This is a genomic window from Azospirillum sp. OGB3, from assembly GCF_014192915.1.
Classification (GTDB): Bacteria; Pseudomonadota; Alphaproteobacteria; order Azospirillales; family Azospirillaceae; genus Azospirillum.
This window is the reverse complement of record NZ_JACHYN010000013.1, coordinates 119,308-136,519: the sequence shown is the minus strand read 5'-3', so window position 1 is coordinate 136,519 and position 17,212 is coordinate 119,308. Positions and strand designations below refer to the sequence as shown.

Genomic DNA, 17,212 nt, shown 5'->3' with positions numbered 1-17,212 from the left:
GCCTTTTCCCCGCGGGCCGGGCTTGTCGTCAGCCGCCGGCAGCGGCCCGGCGGGGAGCCCGCACGGCGTCCTCCGGAGCGGCGGAGCGACGGAAGGTGCTGAGTTCCGGGATGCGGTTCACCGCGAGGCCGGCGACCCGGCAGGGCACCACCTCCAACACCTGGAATCCCGCCTTGCGCGGGTAGCGGGCGCTGACGCGCTCGCGCACCTCCCGTTCCGTCTCGGCGGTCAGAAGACAGCGGCGGATGCCCATCCAGCCGCGCTGGCCCGTCATCACCGTGGCGTCGCTCGGCACATGGCGCACCGCGGCCTCCCAGAACCGGCCGGGACGGGGTTCGGAACGGTCGAAAACGTAATAGCGAACGATCGGCGCTGCCTGCCGCGCCTCCAGCTCGTTCAGAGCGGCCTGCATGTCCTGCTCCGCCTTCAGGGCGCGCTTCTCGGCGTCGGCGTGCTTCTGGGCGACCTGGGAGTAGGCGGCGGCGATGTCCTCCACGTCCTTTCCCACCTCCTCCATCTTCTCGCGGATGCGGAACTGGGCTTCCCGCAGACCTTCCAATTGCCGCCGCCAGTAACGGTTGGACAGCACCGTCAGCACCATCAGCCCAAGGCTGAGATAGAGCATCATCCCGGTCATGCGGAGGCTCCTTCCGCGCCGGGTTCGGGTGCGTGGGCAAGCGGGACGACCATGGTCGGCAGAACGCCGTTCTTCACGGTGAAGGCGACGCGGGCCATCACCGTCGCCTGGTCGACGGAATAGGTCCAGACATGGGCGACGTTGGTGTAGCTCCAGATCTGGCGGGCGAAGATCACGTCGCGTCGTTCGATGGACGGGAACTCGTCCTGCACGGTCAGCCGGACCCAGAAGCCGCTGGCCTCCTCGCCATCGCCCAGCTCATGCACGAACTCCACCTTGGTGAGTTCCAGCGCCCGGATTTCCGACAGCGCCTTCTGCCGCCGCCCGTTGCATTCGGTGTAACGGGCCTGGAAGCCGGTCATCTCCTCCCGCCTCTGCTCAAGCTTGCGGGTCCATTCGCCCAGCGCCGTCTTTTTCCGGTCGTGCTGGCGCATCATCATGGTCTGGCGCGCCTTTTCCGACGTGATCTGCCCGACGTCGATCACGATGGACAGGCCGAGCGCCGCGGCGCTGGTGACCAGCAGAAGCATGCCCAGGAACTCGGCCGATAGAACCATTGGTGTACCTTATGGTTGCGGCGGAAGCTTCACATTGTCGTCATTGAGGACCGGGTTTCACGGCTTGGCATTGCGGTATTCCGTCGCATGGGCCGGCGGATGCAGACAGGAATATGTCTCGCGATTGCAACAACCGGTCGATCAGCCTGAATTCCATTGATCTTTTCTGACCCATGCGCAAGCGTTCGGCCAGAATGTCGCAGTGCTTGGACACAGTCCTGAAATGTTGCGCCCCTTCGGTCACAGGACTGACATTTCCACATTTCAAGGGGAGGACCCATGCTGGACCTGATGACTCGCAGCGACGAGGCGCTGGACACCATCCACCGTACCTTCCCGGTGGCGCTCGGCGATTACGCCATGCCCGCCGGGGGCACCGGGCTGGTGATCATCGACGAGGTGAAGGGATTCGCCGCCGTCGGTTGCGGCCCGCTCGCCCCGGCGGCCCCGAACGCCCAGGTCGACCGCATGATCGCCGAGACGGACCGTCTGGCCCGCCGCTTCGCCGGGGCCGGCTGGCCGATCTGCGCCTCGCTGGACCGCCACGACCCGGACAAGCCGGAGCCGCCCTATCCGCCGCACTGTCTGGTCGGTACCGGCCATGACGAACTGGTGTCCGAACTGGCCTGGCTCGAGTCGGAGCCCTCGGCGACCCTGATCGCCAAGGACTGCATCAATTTCTTCATCGGCGCGACGGAGATGGGTGCGGATGGGAAGGCCGGGCGCAACCGGCTGGTGGACTGGGTCAACGGCAACCGGCTGACATCGGTCGTCACCGTTGGCATCTGCACCGACGTCTGCGTGATGGATTTCGTCCTGACCCTGCTGTCCGCCCGCAACCACGGCATGGTGCCGACGCTGAAGGACGTGGTGGTCTACGAGCCGGGCTGCGCCACCTACGACCTGCCGGCGGAAACGGCGCAGGAACTTGGCCTGCCGGAGACGGCGGCCCACCCGCAGGAGCCGGCGCACCACATGGGCCTCTACATGATGGCGTCGCGGGGCGCGCTGCTGGCCGACACGCTGCGCTGAGGCGAGGCGGATCAGGGCTTTCGCTTTTTCGCGGCGGCTCTGGTAACATCCCAGCGTGGCAAGGGTCCCGATCGTTCAACCGGCGTGCGACGCCGGCGGATGGGGCCGGACGGCGCGGAGACGTCGCACGTGGAAGAGCGATATCTGAGGGCGATCCGCAACGCGCTGGTCCGGCATCAGCAATGGCTGACGCGCGACCCCAGCATGAAGGGCCGTTGCGCCGATCTCAGCTTCCACAACCTGTCGGGCCTGGGGCTGCGCCGCATCAACCTCAGCAGCGCCAAGCTCAGCGGGGCGAACCTGAACAGCGCCCGGCTGTCGGGAGCCGTTCTGTCCCGCACCGACCTGTTCGGCGCCGACCTGTCCAAGGCCGACCTCACCGGCGCGTCGCTGGAGGGTGCCGACCTGCGCGGCGCGCGGGTGGAGGGCGCGTTGATGGAGGAGGCCAATCTGCGCGGCGCCGACCTGCGCAAGGGCATGATGCTGGGCGCGGACGAGCGCAAGCCGGCGGGCAACGCCGACGGCAGCACGACCTTCATCGGGTCCAAGATGGCCCGCGCCATCCTGTCCGACGCGCGTCTGGCGCAGTGCGACTTTTCCGGCTGCGATCTCTGCGGCGCGACCTTTTCCGGAAGCGACATGACCGGAACCATCCTGATCGGCGCCAATCTGATCGGCGCGGTGATGGAGCGGGTGGAGATGCAGGGCGCCCTGCTGTGCGGCGCCCGGCTGGACGACGAGTTGCGCCAGACTCTGGAGCGGCGCGGCATCGACGTCGACGGCACCGGGCTGGTCAGCCTCGCGGGGCGGATGGCCGAGAGCATTTCCGCACACCAGCTCTGGGTCGAGCGCAACGCCGCCGCCGGCCTGCGGCTGGAGATGCAGCGCGTCGACCTGCGTGGCTACAACTTCGCCAACCAGCTCCTGGCCGGCTGCGTGATGCGCTTCTGCGGCTTGCGCGGGGCGGACTTTTCCGGGGCGAAGCTGGTCATGGCGGACCTGTCCTACTGCGACCTGCGCGAGGCGGACTTCACCAGCGCCGACCTGTCCGGCTGCAATCTGCGCGGCGCCAATCTGGCGGGGGCGAAGCTGTGGCGGGCGCGGCTGCGCCCGGTGGACCTCGCCGGGGACGGCAGCCGCCTGTGGCCGACCAACCTCGCCGAGGCCAGTCTGACCGGCGCCGACCTGCGCGACACCAGCCTCGCCCGCGCCATCCTGCACGGCACCGACCTGACGCGCATCCGCGCCACGGCGGAGACCCTGCGCGGCGCCGACCTGAGCTTCGCCGTCGGGGTCGAACCGCAATACGCCTGAATGGGCGCCTACACGGCGTCCGCCACCCGGATACGGCCCTGGATGATGGCCGCGCGCGCCTCCTCCAGCCGGTCCTTCATGGCGGGGGTGACCAGCGCGCGGTTGTTGTCGTCCAGCGCGTAGTCGACGCCGCGCTCGGCCAGCCCGAGGGCGCGCGGGCCAGGCGTCCAGGCGCCGCTGCGCCCCTCCGCGAAGGCGCGCTCCACCGCCAGATCCACCCGCTTGAGCATCGAGGTCAGGATGGTGCCAGGGTAGAGGTGGTTCTGGTTGCTGTCCACCCCGATGGCGAGGCGCCCGCCGTCCTTGGCGGCCGCGAAAATGCCGAAGTTGGAGACGCCGGCCCCGGCGAACACCACGTCGGCGCCGCGCTGGAACTGGGCCTTGGCCACCTCCGCCCCGGTGGTCGGGTCGTTGAAGGCGGCGGGGGTGGAGCCGACGAAATTGACCAGCAGGCCGACGTCCGGCCGGGCGTAGCGGGCGCCCTGCTGGAAGCCGGCGATGAATTTGCGGATCAGCGGGATGTCCAGGGCCCCGATGAAGCCGACGGTCCCGGTCCGCGAGGCCATGGCTGCCAGCATGCCGACGAGGAAGGACCCCTCCTGCTCCTTGAAGGTCACGGACTGGACGTTCGGCGCCTCCACCACCGCGTCGACGAGGGTGAAGCGGACGGCGGGGTGTTTCGGCGCGAGGCTGGCGAGCGGGGCGGCGTAGTAGAAGCCGATCAGCGCGAGGTCGGTCACGCCGCGGCGGAGCAGGGCGGCCACCGCCTGATCGAACTGCGCCGTGCTGGCCGGCAGATAGTCGCGGTAAGCGACGCCGGTGGCCTCCCTGAACCGCTCCGCCCCGGTGAAGGCGCCCTCGTTGAAGCTCTTGTCGAACTTCTGCCCGACCGCGTAGAGCAGTCCCGGCGCGAAGTCCTGCGCCCGCGCCGGAGCGGCGAGCGTGGCGAGGCCGGCGGCGCCCAGCGCCAGAACGGAACGGCGGGAGAGATGGGTCGTCATCGGGCGGGCTCGGCGGTCAGGGTTTCAGGGATTCAGGATTTCGGAAACCAGCGCCGTGTGCCGCGCCCGCAGCGGGGCTAGGGCAAGGCGATCGGGCTGGGGCGGCTGGAGGATGAGTCGCGCGTCGGCGCGTCCGGTCGCGGCCAGGACCGCGCCGGGGAAGGCGTCGGTGGCACGGCGCAGGAGCTCCGTGAAGGCGTCGTCGGGCAAGCCGCTGTAGGGCTTTCCATCATCGTCGCGCAGATTCAGGAACAGCAGCGTGTCGCCGAAGGCGGTGTAGCCGCCGCCCAGCCCCTCATGCTCCGCCGCGGCGGCGAGGAAGAAGCGCTGGGCGCGGTCCGGCGTCAGGCTGCCCGCGGGAAAGCGGACCAGGGCGTAGCCGGTGGCGCCGTCCGCGCTGTCGAAATCCGTCACCAGGACGCTCTCCTGCGAGAAGCTCCAGGCGATGGCCCCGGCCAGCCGGTCGGCGGGCGTGTCCTCCAGCCGCAGGGTCAGGTGGAGAGACGGGTTGGTCCGGAGCCGGTAGCCGCCCATCCGCAGGTCGGCCACCGCGCCCGCTCCCTCCAGGCCGGCGGCGTCGAGGATGGCCGGCAACAGCTCGGTCCGGGCGCGCTCGGTCAGGCGCAGCCGCGCTTCGTAGGACATGTTGGGCGGGGCGTCCGCAGGCACGGCTTCGAAGAACAGGTGCTGCGCCACCGCCTGCGCGAAGGCGGGCACGGAACCGAGGATCAACGCGAGGGCAAGGGCAAGACGGCGCACCGGCCGGAACTCCCAAGCGAAAGGGGGCGAGCGCAGTCTAGACGGGGAGGGTGCATTGACGCATAGGTCAATTGTATGACGCTTGCGTCTAGACGGCGCCCCGGGGATGTGTGCTAGCATCCTCGGCAACCGGCCGGCAGCGGCCGAAGAACCAAGGGGAGGGAAGCGACATGACGGACGCGCGCACGCTGAAGGGCAAGACCCTGTTCATCACCGGCGCCAGCCGGGGCATCGGCAAGGCGATCGCGCTGCGCGCCGCCCGCGACGGCGCCAATGTCGTGATCGCCGCCAAGACGTCGGAGCCGCACCCCAAGCTGCCCGGAACCATCTTCTCCGCGGCGGAGGAGGTCGAGGCCGTCGGCGGCAAGGCGCTGCCGATCCTCTGCGACATCCGCGACGACGCCCAAGTGGCCGAGGCGGTGGCCCGCACGGTGGAGGCGTTCGGCGGAATCGACATCCTGGTCAACAACGCCAGCGCGATCAGCCTGACCGGCACGCTGGACACCCCGCTGAAGCGCTGGGATCTGATGATGGGGGTCAACGGGCGAGGCACCTTCGCCTGCGCCCAGGCCTGCCTGCCGCATCTGCTGAAGGCTTCGAACCCGCACATCCTGACCCTGTCGCCGCCGCTGAATATGAACCCGCGCTGGTTCCAGCACCACACCGCCTACACCATCGCCAAATACGCGATGAGCCTGTGCACGCTGGGCATGAGCGCCGAGTTCCGCGGCAAGGTCGCCGTGAACTCCCTGTGGCCGCGCACCATCATCGGCACGGCGGCCATCGCCATGCTGAAGGGCGCTGCCGAGTTCGACAATTGCCGCAAGCCGGAGATCCTGGCCGACGCCGCCCACGCCATCCTGACCCGCGACGCCAGGACCTGCACCGGACACTTCTTCATCGACGACGAGGTGCTGGCGGAGGAGGGCGTCACCGACCTGGAGCCCTACGCGGTCAAGCCGGGCGCCCCGCTGGCGCCGGACATCTTCCTGGATTGAGGGTGGACCGACGAAGCCGTGGAGCGCCGTGGAGGGCGTGCCCGCGGCTACCCCTTTTGCGTCCCGTGAACGCTCTTGGCGCAGATCAGCGTTCCCACGATATCACAAGCATCGGCCGCCGATTTCGATTACACTGCGGTTTGTTTGCTCCCCAAATCGAAAGGGACCCTTTTCGCCGATCGGCTGATCCCCGGATTCAATCCGCCAACCGGCAAGTGTCCGCACGTCCCTTTCCAGCTTGTTGTCACACACCGTCCGGTTGGGGCGGAGCGGATGCTCGAACAGCGTCAAACACTGAGCTTGTCCCAGAACAATCGGTTCATTCCGGAGCTCTTATGACCATCGAGCTGCACACCTTTACCGTTACCCTGAATCACTCGGAAGCAACGGCGTACAAGAGCTTGGCCGAGCATCGGGCCTGGGTCCGCACCGCGGTGTCCGACCTGTCGGAGGTGCTGCGCACCGCCGGCATGGGCGCGGAGGCCCGCCTGCGCGGGCACGACCGCTGCGGTCACCTCGTCGTCGAGGCGACCGACACGGGTGCCGACTTCCTGCGCACCCTGCCGGCCATCGTCAGCGTGGAGGTCCACTGACCGGCGAAGCGCAACGGTCTACGGACAGTTAAAAAGGGCCGGAGCGGCAACGCTCCGGCCCTTCCGCGTTAAAGCCCTGTTTGTTACAGCCCCTTCTTCGCGGCATCCCTCAGCCGGTGCAGGAAGCGCTCGGCGCGGGCGAGCTCGCTCAGCTCCACATACTCGTCGGGCTTGTGGGCCTGCTCGATGTCGCCGGGGCCGCAGACCACGGCCGGGATGTTGGCGATGCTGGTGAACAGCGCGCCCTCCGTGCCGAAGGCCACCTTGCCGTGGCCGTTCTGCTCCGCGAGGTTCTTGACCAGAGTCACCTCCTCCGAGTCCGGCGGGGTGTCGAGCGCCGGGCTGTCCGACAGGGTCTCCCAAGAGAAGCCGGCGTCGGGGCGGACGGCGCGCATCTCCGGCTCCAGCGTCCGGGCGAAATCCCGCAGCTCCTTCAGCATTGGCGCCACGGGGTGGTCGGCGAGATGGCGGATCTCGAACTCGAAGGAGGCGTCGGAGGGGACGATGTTGCGGGCGGTGCCGCCCTCCATCACCCCGGTGTGCACCGTGGTGTAGGGCACGTCGTAATCGTAATCGAACGGCCCCTGCTCGGCGAAGCGGCGGCCCATGCCGCGCAGGAAGGACACCAGCTCCGCCGCATATTCCACGGCGTTCACCCCCTGCGGAGCGAGCGAGGAGTGGCAGGCGTGGCCGTGGACGCGGCAGCGCAGCGCCACCTTGCCCTTGTGGCCGACGATCACCCGCATCCGCGTCGGCTCCCCGACGATGCACAGGCGCGGCTTGACCGCCATCCCGGCGAGCTGGGTCAGCAGGCCGGGTACGCCGAGGCAGCCCAGCTCCTCGTCGTAGGAGAAGGCGTAATGGACCGGCGTCGTCAGGTTGGCGGCCAGGAAATCCGGCGCCATGGCCAACGCCGCCGCGATGAAGCCCTTCATGTCCGCCGTGCCGCGCCCGAACAGCTTGCCGTCACGCTCGGTCAGGGTGAAGGGATCGCTGGACCAGTCCTGGTCGTCCACCGGCACCACGTCGGTGTGGCCGGACAGGCAGACGCCGCCGCGGTCCATCGGGCCGATGGTGGCGTAGAGGTTGGCCTTGGTCCGCTCCTCGTTGAACACCAGCGTGCTGGACACCCCCAGCGCCGCCAGATGGTCGCGGATGTAGTGGATCAGGTCGAGGTTGGAGTTGCGGCTGGTCGTGTCGAAGGCGATCAGGTCGCGCAGCAGCTCCAGCGTGCGCGGGCTGCACGCGGATGGGCCGGCGGGATCGGGTGAGGGCATCATGGACCTGTGGTTTCGTTCAGATGGCAGGCGGACCAGCGTCGGGGCGCGATCGCGCGCAGGGCCGGGCGTTCCGCCGAACAGCGTGGCATCGCGTGCGGGCAGCGCGGGTGAAAGGCGCAGCCCGACGGCGGGTCGAGGGGCGATGGAATCTCTCCGCGGATCGGCGCGAACCGCCGCTTCTCCACGGACACGCGCGGCGCCTCGTCCAACAGCGCCTTGGCATAGGGATGATTGGGTTTGTCGAACAGCTCCGGTGTCGGGGCCAACTCCACGATCCGTCCAAGATACATGATCGCGGTGCGGTCGGAAATGTGTTCCACGACGCCCAGGTCGTGGCTGATGAAGAGATAGGTCAGCGACAGCTCTTCGCGCAGGCGCATGAACAAATTGATGATCTGCGCCTGGATCGACACGTCGAGCGCCGCGACGGACTCGTCGCAGACGAGCACGTCCGGCTTCACCGCCAGCGCGCGGGCGATGCCGATGCGCTGCCGCTGCCCGCCGGAGAACTGGTGCGGGTAGCGCCGCAGATAGGCGGGGTCCAGCCCGACCTGCCGCAGGGTTGCGGCCACATACTCTTCCGCCTGCCGTCGCGGGACCAGCCCGTGGACCACCGGCGCCTCCCCGACGATGTCGGCGACGCGCAGGCGCGGGTTGAGCGAGGCCATGGGGTCCTGGAAGACCATCTGGATCTTCAGGTTGGCGTGGTGACGGTCGGCCGGGGACAGCTCCCGCAGGTCGCGGCCGCGCCAGCGCAGGGTGCCGGCGCTGGGCGGCAGGATGCCGGCGACCATGCGGCCCAGCGTGCTCTTGCCGCAGCCGGATTCGCCGACCAGCCCGACCACCTCGCCCTCCGCGATGGACAGGTCCACGCCGCTGACCGCCTGCACCGCACGGTCGTCGATGGCCGCCCCCAGCCGGCGGGCGAAGCGCTCCACCACGTCCAGCTTGCGCGAGAATCGTTTGGTCAGCCCGTCCAGTTCGATGATGGGAACGGCGGTCATGCGGCGTCTCCCCGGGCTTCGGCCGCGACGGGGTTCCAGCAGCGCCAAGCGCGGTTCTCGCGCTCTCCCGTCAACTCCGGCATGACGGTGCAGGCTCCGCTGGACCGGTCGCAGCGCGGGCGGAAGGCGCAGCCCTCCGGCAGGTCGAGGACGGAGGGCGTCATGCCGGGGATGGAGCGCAGCGGCACGCCGCGCCGGTTGCGGCTGGGCACCGATTCCAGCAGGCCGCGGGTGTAGGGGTGGCGCGGGTTGCCGATGATCTCGGCCACCGTCCCGGTTTCCACCACCCGGCCGGCGTACATCACCGCCACCCGGTCGGCCAGCGCCGAGACGACGGCGAGGTCATGGGTCACCCAGATCAGCGCCGTCCCCGTCTCGCGGCAGAGCTTTTGCACCTCGAACAGGATTTGCGCCTGGATGGTGACGTCGAGCGCGGTGGTCGGCTCGTCGGCGATGATCAGGTCGGGGGAGTGGAGGAGGGCGATGGCGATGGCGACGCGCTGGCGCATGCCGCCGGAAAACTGGTGCGGGTAGGACGCCAGCCGCTCGTCGGGCGAGGCGATGCCGACGCGGGCCAGCGCCCGGCGCGAGCGCTCCCACGCCTCCGCCCGGCTGACCTTCTCATGGGCCCGCACGGCCTCGACCATCTGCGTGCCGATGCTCAGCACCGGGTTCAGCGTCATCATCGGGTCCTGGAAGATCATGGCGATGCGCCGTCCTCGGATGGCGCGCAGCCGCTTCTCCCCGGCGCCCACCAGATCCTCGCCCTGGAACAGCACCCGCCCGCCGACCACCCGCCCCGGCGGATCGACGAGGCCGAGGATGGATTGCCCGGTCACCGACTTGCCCGAGCCGGACTCGCCGACCAGTCCGAGGATCTCGCCGCGGTCGAGCCGCAGGTCGACCCCGTCCACCGCCTTCACGGTGCCGGCGCGGGTGAGGAAATGGGTCCTCAGCCCGTCCACGCGCAGCAGGGGTTCGGTCATCGCGTGCCCCCTCTCAATGATTCAGGCGGGGGTTGAGGACGTCGCGCAGCCGGTCCCCCACCAGATTGATCGCCACGATGGTGACCAGCAGGGCGAGGCCGGGGAACAGGCTGACCCAGTAATCGCCTGAGAGCATGTACTGGTAGCCCGACGCGATCAGCATCCCCAGCGACGGCTGGGTCACCGGCACGCCGACGCCAAGGAAGCTCAGCGTCGCCTCCAGCGCGATGGCGTGGGCGACCTGCACCGTCGCCACGACGATCAGCGGCGGCAGGCAGTTGGGCAGCAGGTGGCGCATCATGATCCGCCGGTGGGGCAGGGCAAGGCATTGCGCGGCCTCGATGTACTCCTTGCGCCGTTCCACCAGGGCGGAGCCGCGGATGGTGCGCGCGTAGTAGGCCCACTGCACGGCGGCCAGCGCGACGATGACCTTGTCCACGCCCTTCCCCAGCAGGGCCAGCAGGATCAGCGCGATCAGGATGGCCGGGAAGGAGAGCTGGATGTCGACCAGCCGCATGATCAGCCCGTCCACCCGGTCCCCCGCATAGGCGGCGAGCAGCCCGACCGCCACGCCGACGGCCAGCGCGATCAGCGTGGCGACCACCCCGACCAGCAGGCTGGTGCGCAGGCCGAAGACGATGGCCGACAGCATGTCGCGCCCCTGGTCGTCGGTGCCCAGCCAATAGGTCCAGCCGCCGCCGCCCAGCGACCCCGGCGCCATCATGCCGTCGAGGATGTCCAGTTGCGCGAGATCGTAGGGGTCCTGCGGCACCACCCAGCGGGCGAACAGGGCGGCCAGCACGATCAGCACCAGCACCGCCAGCCCGGCCAGCGCCGTGCGCGACCGCGCGAAGTCCCGCGCCAGCCGCAGGAAAGGCGTCTCGACCGCGGGAGCCCTGGCCGTAACGCTGCTCATGCCCGTCCTCCGCCCAGCCGGATTCGCGGGTCGAGCACCGAATAGACCAGATCGACGATCAGGTTGATGACCACGAACAGCAGCACCGTCACCAGCAGGTAGGCGATCACCACCGGCCGGTCGAGCTGGAGGATGCTGTCGATCAGCAGCTTGCCCATGCCCGGCCAGGCGAAGACCGATTCCGTGACCACCGAGAAGGCGATGACGCTGCCCAGCTCCAGCCCGAGGACGGTGACCACCGGGATCATGATGTTCTTCAGGATGTGCACCCCGACGATGCGCGCGGGCGCCAGCCCCTTGGCGCGGGCGAACTTCACATAGTCCTGCAAGGCGACCTCCCGCGTGCCGGCGCGGGCCAGACGGATGACCAGCGACAGCTTGAACAGGGCCAGATTGACGGCGGGCAGGATCAGATGGGCCAGCCCGTCGGCGGTCAGGAAACTCCACTGCACGCCGAGCAGGCTCGCCGTCTCGCCGCGCCCGCCGGCCGGCAGCCAGCCGAGAGTCACCGCGAAGGCCATGATGAGCATCATCCCCACCCAGAAGGTGGGCAGCGAGAAGCCGAGGATCGAGCCGGTCATGATGACGCGCCCGGCCAGGCTGTCCGGCTTCAGCCCGGCCCAGAGGCCCAGGGGGATGCCCAGCACCACCGCCACCAGCATGGCGCAGAGCGCCAGCTCCAGCGTCGCCGGGAAGCGCTGGAGGACAAGGCCGAGCGCCGGCACCCCATGCACGAAGCTGGTGCCGAGGTCGCCGCCGAGCGCGCTGTCCACGAAGCGGATGAACTGCTCGTGCATGGGCTTGTCGAGCCCCAGCCGCGCGATGGCGGCGGCGCGTTCGATCTCGTCGGCCTCGGGGCTGATGAGCACGTCGATGGGGTTGCCGATGGCGAAGATGCCGGCGAAGACCAGCACCGACATCGCCACCACGACGACCGCGCTCTGCGCCAGCCGCCGGAGGATGAAGACAAGCATGGCGCCTTTACCCCACGGGTGTGACGGGTAGGAGTAGGCTCCCTCTCCCGTCCCGGGAGAGGGAGGGGCCCGCCGCATGGCGGCGGGAGGGTGAGGGTAAAGCCAAGGATAAGGGTGCTGATCCTCGCACGACCCTCACCCGCCCGCTGCGCGGGCACCCTCTCCCGGGGCGGGAGAGGGAATGAACGCTCACTTCGCGGGGGTCACCTTCTGGGCCAGCGTGTACTGGTCGGCGCGCGGTTCGTAGCTCAGCCCCTTCTTCATCGCCCAGACCGTCACCTCGTAATGCAGGGGGATGATGATGTCGGCGTCCACCGCCCGTTTCACCGCGGCCTGGAGCAGTTTCTCCCGCTTCGCGTCGTCCACCGTCGCCAGCGCGGTGTCCAGCATCCCATCCAGCTCCGGGTCGGAGTAGCTGGTGTAGTTGGTCGTGCCGTAGCCCTTCTCCTTGATCGGCGTGGCGATCAGCGCCTTCAGCGGCGACGACATCTCGCCCGAATCGGCGCCCCAGCCGGCCAGGAAGACGCTGTATTCCTGCTTGTTGCGCTTCGAGAAGAAAACGTTGGCGGTGGTCGCGTCGACTTGGGTCTGCACGCCGATGCGGGTGAACATCTGGGCGACCGCCTGGGCCACCTTGTCGTCGTTGATGTAGCGGTCGTTCGGCGTGCCGAGGGTGAGTTGGAAGCCCTTCGGGTAGCCGGCCTCGGCGAGGAGCTGCTTGGCCTTGTTGGCGTCGGTGGCGACGGTGACCTCCGGGTTGTTGCCGTAGAAGCCGGCGGGGAGGTACTGGTTCGCCGGCTCCGCCACCCCCATCATGATGCGCTTCACGATGGCGTCGCGGTCCACCGCCAGCGACAGCGCCTTGCGGACGCGCGGGTCCTTCAGCGGGTTCTTGCCGTCGGTGCCGGTGATGGTCGGCGGGGTGTCCTGGACGCCCAGCGCCAGATAGATCACGCGGTTCGACTGGGCCTGGGCCAGGGAGACGTTGGGGGCGGACTTCAGCCGCTCGATGTCCTGCACCGGGGGCGATTCGATCATATCCACGTCACCCGCCAGCAGGGCGGCGACGCGCGGCCCGTCGCTGGTGATCGGGCGGAAGACCACCGTGTCCCAGGCCGGTTGCGGCCCCCAGTAGTCGGGGTTGCGCTCCAGGATTTGCCGGTCACCTTTGGTGTAGGACTTGTGCTTGAACGGCCCGGTGCCGATCATCAGCGAGCCGTCGTTGAAGGCCTGCGTCGTCGGCCAGGAATCGGCCTTGCAGCCCGCCTTGTCGAAGGTGACGGCCTCGCCGCCCGCCGCCTTGGCGGAGATGATGCCGAAGGTCGACAGTTCCACCGGCAGCAGCGGGTAGGGCTTGCCGGTCTTGATGATGAGGGTGTGCGGGTCCGGAGCCTCGATCCCCGCGATGCCCTTGGTGTAGACGGTGAAGGAGGACGGGCTGTTGGCGACGTTCGGGATGCGGCAGACCGTGTAGACGAAGTCCTGCGCGGTGAACTCGGTGCCGTCGTGGAACGTCACGCCCTTGCGCAGCTTGAATTCCCAGGTCGTCTCGTCGACGGCGCGCCAGCTTTCCGCCAGTTCGGGCTGGAGCCGCATCTTGGCGTCCATGCTGACCAGCGATTCGAACACATGCTTGCGGGCGCGCGTGTTGGGGCCGAGGTTGTGGTAGTGCGGGTCGAGCGCGCTGGGTTCCGCCGAGGTGCCCACCGTCAGGGTCGCCGCCCGCGCCGGCGCCGGGACGGCGGCCAGCAGGGCCAGGGCAGCCACCGCCGGCAGGGTGTGTTTCAAGGTTCCTGAACGCAGCGCATCCGCAAGACGCCGATGCCGATCACGTAAGGCCATCCCTCGTCCCCCTGATTGTACGTTTGATGTGTACCCGTGAAGCAGGCTCCCAGCCCTTGGACCGCGGTTGTTGCGGCCCGATTCTTGTCGTTCGGCTCGCCGTAAGTGGGGCGGCGGCGCGTATGTGTTCAACGATCAGACCGTGAAACCATTGATCTGTCAACAGGGTCCGGTCTTCTGACCTATCCGGTTTTTCCCGATGGAAAGCTTTGGCAAACGGCGTCGGACGGGGCAGGATCGGTTCACCCGAAAACGCCAACGCAGAGAGCGAGGGGATTAGAGATGAAGACCTGCCAATCCTTCTACATCGGCGGTGCCTGGACCGAACCCGCGGCGGGCGCCACCGTGATGGAGGTGTTGAACCCGGCGACGGAGCAGGTGTCGGGCACCGTGGCGCTCGGCGGGCCGGAGGACGCGCAGCGCGCGGTGGCGGCGGCCCACGCCGCCTTCGACGGCTTTTCCCGCACCTCCCTGAACGAGCGGCTGGAGCTGCTGGCCTCCGTTTGCGCGCTCTTCGAGAAGCGCATGGACGAGGTGGCCAACGCCATCACCGAGGAGATGGGCGCGCCGTTGGCGGCGTTGTCCAAGCCGGCACAGGCCTTCATGGGGCTGGCCCATTTCAAGACCGCGCTGGAGGCCGCCCGCGAGTACCCGTTCGAGCGGACCCGCGGCACCACCCGCATCCTGCGCGAGCCGGTGGGCGTCTGCGCCATGATCACGCCGTGGAACTGGCCCATCAACCAGATCGCTTGCAAGGTCGCCCCGGCGCTCGCCACCGGCTGCACGATGGTGCTGAAGCCCAGCGAGTTCGCCCCTTATTCGGCCTGGATCTTCGCCGAGATCCTGCACGAGGCCGGCGTGCCGGCGGGCGTCTTCAACATGTTCTACGGCGACGGCGCGGTGGTCGGCCCGGTCCTGGCTTCGCACCCGCTGGTCGACATGGTGTCGCTGACCGGCTCGACGCGGGCCGGGGCGTCGGTGTCCCACAACGCCGCCGACAGCATCAAGCGCGTGTCGCTGGAACTGGGCGGCAAGTCCGCCAACATCATCTGCGAGAGCGCCGACCTCACCAAGGCGGTGACCCACGGCGTGCGGTCGATGATGTCCAACACCGGGCAGAGCTGCAACGCGCCGTCGCGCATGTATGTCCCGGCCTCCCGTCTGGACGAGGCGGAAAAGATCGCCGCCCAGGTCTGCGCCCGTCTGGTGGTCGGCGACCCGCGCGGCGACCGCACCGGCGTCGGCCCGATCGCCAACCAGCGCCAGTATGAGCGGGTGCAGCGGCTGATCCAGGCCGGCATCGAGGAGGGCGCGTCCCTGCTGTGCGGCGGCCCGGGCCGCCCGGACGGGCTGGAGCGTGGCTTCTACGCCAAGCCCACCGTCTTCAGCCGCGCCACCGACACCATGACCATCATGCGCGAGGAGATCTTCGGCCCGGTCCTGACCATCCGCCCCTATGAGGACATCGAGGAGGCGATCCGCAGCGCCAACGACTCGCTCTACGGCCTGTCCGGCTACGTCTACGCCGGCACGGTGGACGAGGCGCGCGCCGTGGCGAAACGTTTGCGCACCGGCATGGTGCATCTGAACGGCGCCTCCATCGACCTTGCGGCGCCCTTCGGCGGCTACAAGCAGTCCGGCATCGGGCGCGAGTGGGGCGAGGTCGGGTTCGAGGAGTTCCTGGAGACCAAGTCGGTCTACGGCAGCGAGCCGGCGGCGTAAGGGTCTGACGTCATAATAATCCCTCTCCCGCCCCGGGAGAGGGTTGCCCGCGGAAGCGGGCGGGTGAGGGTCATGCGAGAATCCGTGCGATGATCCTTGGCCGAACCCTCACCCTCCCGCCACTTCGCGGCGGGCCCCTCCCTCTCCCGGGGCGGGAGAGGGTCACGCCTCCGCGGTTTTGGCGGCGGCGACGAATTCCTTCGCGTCGGCCTTGCCCAGCCCGTTGAAGAACAGGTTCAGCAGAACCGCGGCGATGGTGCCAAGAAGGATGCCGCTGTGCAGGAGCGGCGACAGGAAGGGCGGCATCTTCTGGAAGATCTTGTCGGCGACCAGCGGCACCATGCCCAGGCTGATGCTGATGGCGACGACGTAGATGTTGCCGCGGTTGGTCGTGTAGTCGACCTTCGCCAGGATCTTGATGCCGGTCGCCGCGACCATGCCGAACATCACCAGACCGGCCCCGCCCAGCACATAGGTCGGGACGGAGGCGACGACGTGCGCCAGCTTCGGGAACAGGCCGAAGGCGACCAGGATGACGCCGCCGGCCACGCAGACCCAGCGGCTGCGCACCCCGGTGATTCCGACCAGCCCGACATTCTGCGAGAAGGAGGTGTAGGGGAAGGTGTTGAAGACGCCGCCGATCAGCGTGCCCAGACCGTCCGTGCGCAGGCCACGGGTCAACTGCTCCGGCGTCACGGGGCGGCCGACCATCTCGCCGACCGCCAGGAACATGCCGGTGGACTCGATCATCACGACGATCATCACCAGCGACATGGTCAGGATCGACCAGAATTCGAACACCGGCATGCCGAACTGGAACGGGTAGATCACGTCCACCCACTTGGCCTGTCCCACCCCGTCGAAGCTGACCAGCCCTAACGCCATGGTCAGGGCGAAACCGGCGACGATGCCCAACAGGACCGAGATGTTGGCCCAGAAGCCCTTGGCGTACTTGGTCACCAGCAGGATCACCGCCAAAACGAACAGCGCGACGCCGAGATAGAGCGGATCGCCGAAATTCGGGTTCCCGGCCCCGCCGCCGGCCCAGGTGATGCCCACCCGCATCAGCGAGATGCCGATGATGGCGATGACGGTCCCTGTCACCACCGGCGGGAACAGCGGCAGCAGGCGCCCGACCAGCGGGGCGGCCAGCGTGGCGAAGACGCCGGCCCCGATCACGGCGCCGTAGATGCCGAGAAGCCCCAGCGACGGATTTCCCGCCATGGCGACCATCGGTCCGACCGCGGCGAAGGTGACGCCCATCATCACCGGCAGGCGGATGCCGAACTTCCAGAATCCCAGCGTCTGGATCAGCGTGACGATGCCGCAGGCGAACAGGTCGGCGTTGATGAGAAGCGCGATCTGGTCCTTGGGCAGCTTCAGCGCGCCGCCGATGATGAGCGGCACGGCGATGGCCCCCGCGTACATCACCATCACATGCTGCATGCCCAGCGCCAGCAGGCGCAGCAGCGGAAGATTCTCGTCAACCGGGTGGGGTCGGGTTGGTGATTCCAGCGACGACATGATCCATGACCTCCGCGAATGAACAGGCGCGAAGTGCACGGCGCGTGCCACAACCGGCGGGGCGGGAGATCCA

Annotated in this window: 16 protein-coding genes; 5 read left to right on the top strand and 11 right to left on the bottom strand. The window is 68.7% G+C overall.

Features of this window, described 5'->3' with window-relative positions:
* Window positions 1-28: 28 nt before the first annotated feature.
* Both FHW79_RS22990 and FHW79_RS22985 read right to left on the bottom strand, forming a co-directional pair.
* Entirely contained in the window at window positions 29-637 is a 609-nt protein-coding gene (locus tag FHW79_RS22990; protein WP_183181044.1) for a hypothetical protein, read from the bottom strand.
* Window positions 634-1,194 (bottom strand): hypothetical protein, encoded by a 561-nt coding sequence (locus FHW79_RS22985; RefSeq protein ID WP_183181043.1) that lies wholly within the window; start codon window positions 1,192-1,194, stop codon window positions 634-636. The genes FHW79_RS22990 and FHW79_RS22985 overlap by 4 nt, the downstream gene beginning before the upstream one ends.
* Before the next feature lie 279 nt (window positions 1,195-1,473).
* Here FHW79_RS22985 and FHW79_RS22980 point away from each other — a divergent pair, with 279 nt between their 5' ends.
* Together FHW79_RS22980 and FHW79_RS22975 are read left to right on the top strand one after the other, a co-directional pair.
* Complete coding sequence (locus FHW79_RS22980) at window positions 1,474-2,226, top strand: isochorismatase family protein (protein WP_183181042.1); 753 nt, start codon at window positions 1,474-1,476, stop codon at window positions 2,224-2,226.
* Window positions 2,227-2,355: 129 nt separating this feature from the next.
* A complete protein-coding gene (locus FHW79_RS22975; RefSeq protein ID WP_183181041.1) occupies window positions 2,356-3,540 on the top strand; it encodes a pentapeptide repeat-containing protein in 1,185 nt (394 codons plus the stop codon).
* A gap of 8 nt (window positions 3,541-3,548) precedes the next feature.
* On the opposite strand, the gene FHW79_RS22970 is transcribed toward FHW79_RS22975, so the two are convergent.
* Both FHW79_RS22970 and FHW79_RS22965 read right to left on the bottom strand, forming a co-directional pair.
* Window positions 3,549-4,541 carry a BMP family ABC transporter substrate-binding protein gene (locus FHW79_RS22970; RefSeq protein WP_183181040.1) on the bottom strand — a complete coding sequence of 331 codons (993 nt, stop codon included), beginning with the start codon at window positions 4,539-4,541 and terminating at the stop codon, window positions 3,549-3,551.
* Window positions 4,542-4,565: 24 nt separating this feature from the next.
* Complete coding sequence (locus tag FHW79_RS22965; RefSeq protein ID WP_183181039.1) at window positions 4,566-5,300, bottom strand: hypothetical protein; 735 nt, start codon at window positions 5,298-5,300, stop codon at window positions 4,566-4,568.
* 170 nt (window positions 5,301-5,470) lie between these two features.
* Here FHW79_RS22965 and FHW79_RS22960 point away from each other — a divergent pair, with 170 nt between their 5' ends.
* Together FHW79_RS22960 and FHW79_RS22955 are read left to right on the top strand one after the other, a co-directional pair.
* A complete protein-coding gene (locus tag FHW79_RS22960) occupies window positions 5,471-6,298 on the top strand; it encodes an NAD(P)-dependent oxidoreductase (protein WP_183181038.1) in 828 nt (275 codons plus the stop codon).
* 335 nt (window positions 6,299-6,633) lie between these two features.
* Window positions 6,634-6,891, top strand: a complete 258-nt coding sequence (locus FHW79_RS22955; protein WP_014199902.1) for a hypothetical protein — start codon at window positions 6,634-6,636, stop codon at window positions 6,889-6,891.
* 83 nt (window positions 6,892-6,974) lie between these two features.
* On the opposite strand, the gene argE is transcribed toward FHW79_RS22955, so the two are convergent.
* The 6 genes from argE to FHW79_RS22925 form a co-directional block, all read right to left on the bottom strand.
* Window positions 6,975-8,171, bottom strand: a complete 1,197-nt coding sequence (gene argE / locus FHW79_RS22950) for an acetylornithine deacetylase (RefSeq protein ID WP_183181037.1) — start codon at window positions 8,169-8,171, stop codon at window positions 6,975-6,977.
* Complete coding sequence (locus tag FHW79_RS22945; protein ID WP_183181036.1) at window positions 8,168-9,175, bottom strand: oligopeptide/dipeptide ABC transporter ATP-binding protein; 1,008 nt, start codon at window positions 9,173-9,175, stop codon at window positions 8,168-8,170. Before FHW79_RS22945 ends, argE begins: the two co-directional genes overlap by 4 nt.
* Complete coding sequence (locus FHW79_RS22940) at window positions 9,172-10,161, bottom strand: ABC transporter ATP-binding protein (RefSeq protein ID WP_183181035.1); 990 nt, start codon at window positions 10,159-10,161, stop codon at window positions 9,172-9,174. The genes FHW79_RS22945 and FHW79_RS22940 overlap by 4 nt, the downstream gene beginning before the upstream one ends.
* A 13-nt stretch (window positions 10,162-10,174) precedes the next feature.
* A complete protein-coding gene (locus FHW79_RS22935; protein WP_183181034.1) occupies window positions 10,175-11,077 on the bottom strand; it encodes an ABC transporter permease in 903 nt (300 codons plus the stop codon).
* Window positions 11,074-12,051, bottom strand: a complete 978-nt coding sequence (locus tag FHW79_RS22930; RefSeq protein ID WP_183181033.1) for an ABC transporter permease — start codon at window positions 12,049-12,051, stop codon at window positions 11,074-11,076. Before FHW79_RS22930 ends, FHW79_RS22935 begins: the two co-directional genes overlap by 4 nt.
* A gap of 189 nt (window positions 12,052-12,240) precedes the next feature.
* Window positions 12,241-13,839 carry an ABC transporter substrate-binding protein gene (locus tag FHW79_RS22925; RefSeq protein ID WP_247884552.1) on the bottom strand — a complete coding sequence of 533 codons (1,599 nt, stop codon included), beginning with the start codon at window positions 13,837-13,839 and terminating at the stop codon, window positions 12,241-12,243.
* Between the two features lie 336 nt (window positions 13,840-14,175).
* Here FHW79_RS22925 and FHW79_RS22920 point away from each other — a divergent pair, with 336 nt between their 5' ends.
* Window positions 14,176-15,615: an aldehyde dehydrogenase family protein gene (locus tag FHW79_RS22920; RefSeq protein ID WP_183181031.1), complete on the top strand. Its 1,440-nt coding sequence runs from the start codon at window positions 14,176-14,178 to the stop codon at window positions 15,613-15,615.
* Window positions 15,616-15,777: 162 nt separating this feature from the next.
* On the opposite strand, the gene FHW79_RS22915 is transcribed toward FHW79_RS22920, so the two are convergent.
* Window positions 15,778-17,139 carry a nucleobase:cation symporter-2 family protein gene (locus FHW79_RS22915; protein WP_211108434.1) on the bottom strand — a complete coding sequence of 454 codons (1,362 nt, stop codon included), beginning with the start codon at window positions 17,137-17,139 and terminating at the stop codon, window positions 15,778-15,780.
* Between the last annotated feature and the right edge of the window lie 73 nt (window positions 17,140-17,212).

What these genes read in the sequence shown, in the direction of transcription:
- FHW79_RS22940 (WP_183181035.1), bottom strand. Translation starts at nt 10,161, where the DNA reads ATGACCGAACCCCTGCTGCGCGTGGACGGGCTGAGGACCCATTTCCTC.
- FHW79_RS22955 (WP_014199902.1), top strand. Translation starts at nt 6,634, where the DNA reads ATGACCATCGAGCTGCACACCTTTACCGTTACCCTGAATCACTCGGAA.
- argE (WP_183181037.1), bottom strand. Translation starts at nt 8,171, where the DNA reads ATGATGCCCTCACCCGATCCCGCCGGCCCATCCGCGTGCAGCCCGCGC.
- FHW79_RS22935 (WP_183181034.1), bottom strand. Translation starts at nt 11,077, where the DNA reads ATGAGCAGCGTTACGGCCAGGGCTCCCGCGGTCGAGACGCCTTTCCTG.
- FHW79_RS22985 (WP_183181043.1), bottom strand. Translation starts at nt 1,194, where the DNA reads ATGGTTCTATCGGCCGAGTTCCTGGGCATGCTTCTGCTGGTCACCAGC.
- FHW79_RS22915 (WP_211108434.1), bottom strand. Translation starts at nt 17,139, where the DNA reads ATGTCGTCGCTGGAATCACCAACCCGACCCCACCCGGTTGACGAGAAT.
- FHW79_RS22945 (WP_183181036.1), bottom strand. Translation starts at nt 9,175, where the DNA reads ATGACCGCCGTTCCCATCATCGAACTGGACGGGCTGACCAAACGATTC.
- FHW79_RS22960 (WP_183181038.1), top strand. Translation starts at nt 5,471, where the DNA reads ATGACGGACGCGCGCACGCTGAAGGGCAAGACCCTGTTCATCACCGGC.
- FHW79_RS22980 (WP_183181042.1), top strand. Translation starts at nt 1,474, where the DNA reads ATGCTGGACCTGATGACTCGCAGCGACGAGGCGCTGGACACCATCCAC.
- FHW79_RS22990 (WP_183181044.1), bottom strand. Translation starts at nt 637, where the DNA reads ATGACCGGGATGATGCTCTATCTCAGCCTTGGGCTGATGGTGCTGACG.
- FHW79_RS22920 (WP_183181031.1), top strand. Translation starts at nt 14,176, where the DNA reads ATGAAGACCTGCCAATCCTTCTACATCGGCGGTGCCTGGACCGAACCC.
- FHW79_RS22930 (WP_183181033.1), bottom strand. Translation starts at nt 12,051, where the DNA reads ATGCTTGTCTTCATCCTCCGGCGGCTGGCGCAGAGCGCGGTCGTCGTG.
- FHW79_RS22970 (WP_183181040.1), bottom strand. Translation starts at nt 4,541, where the DNA reads ATGACGACCCATCTCTCCCGCCGTTCCGTTCTGGCGCTGGGCGCCGCC.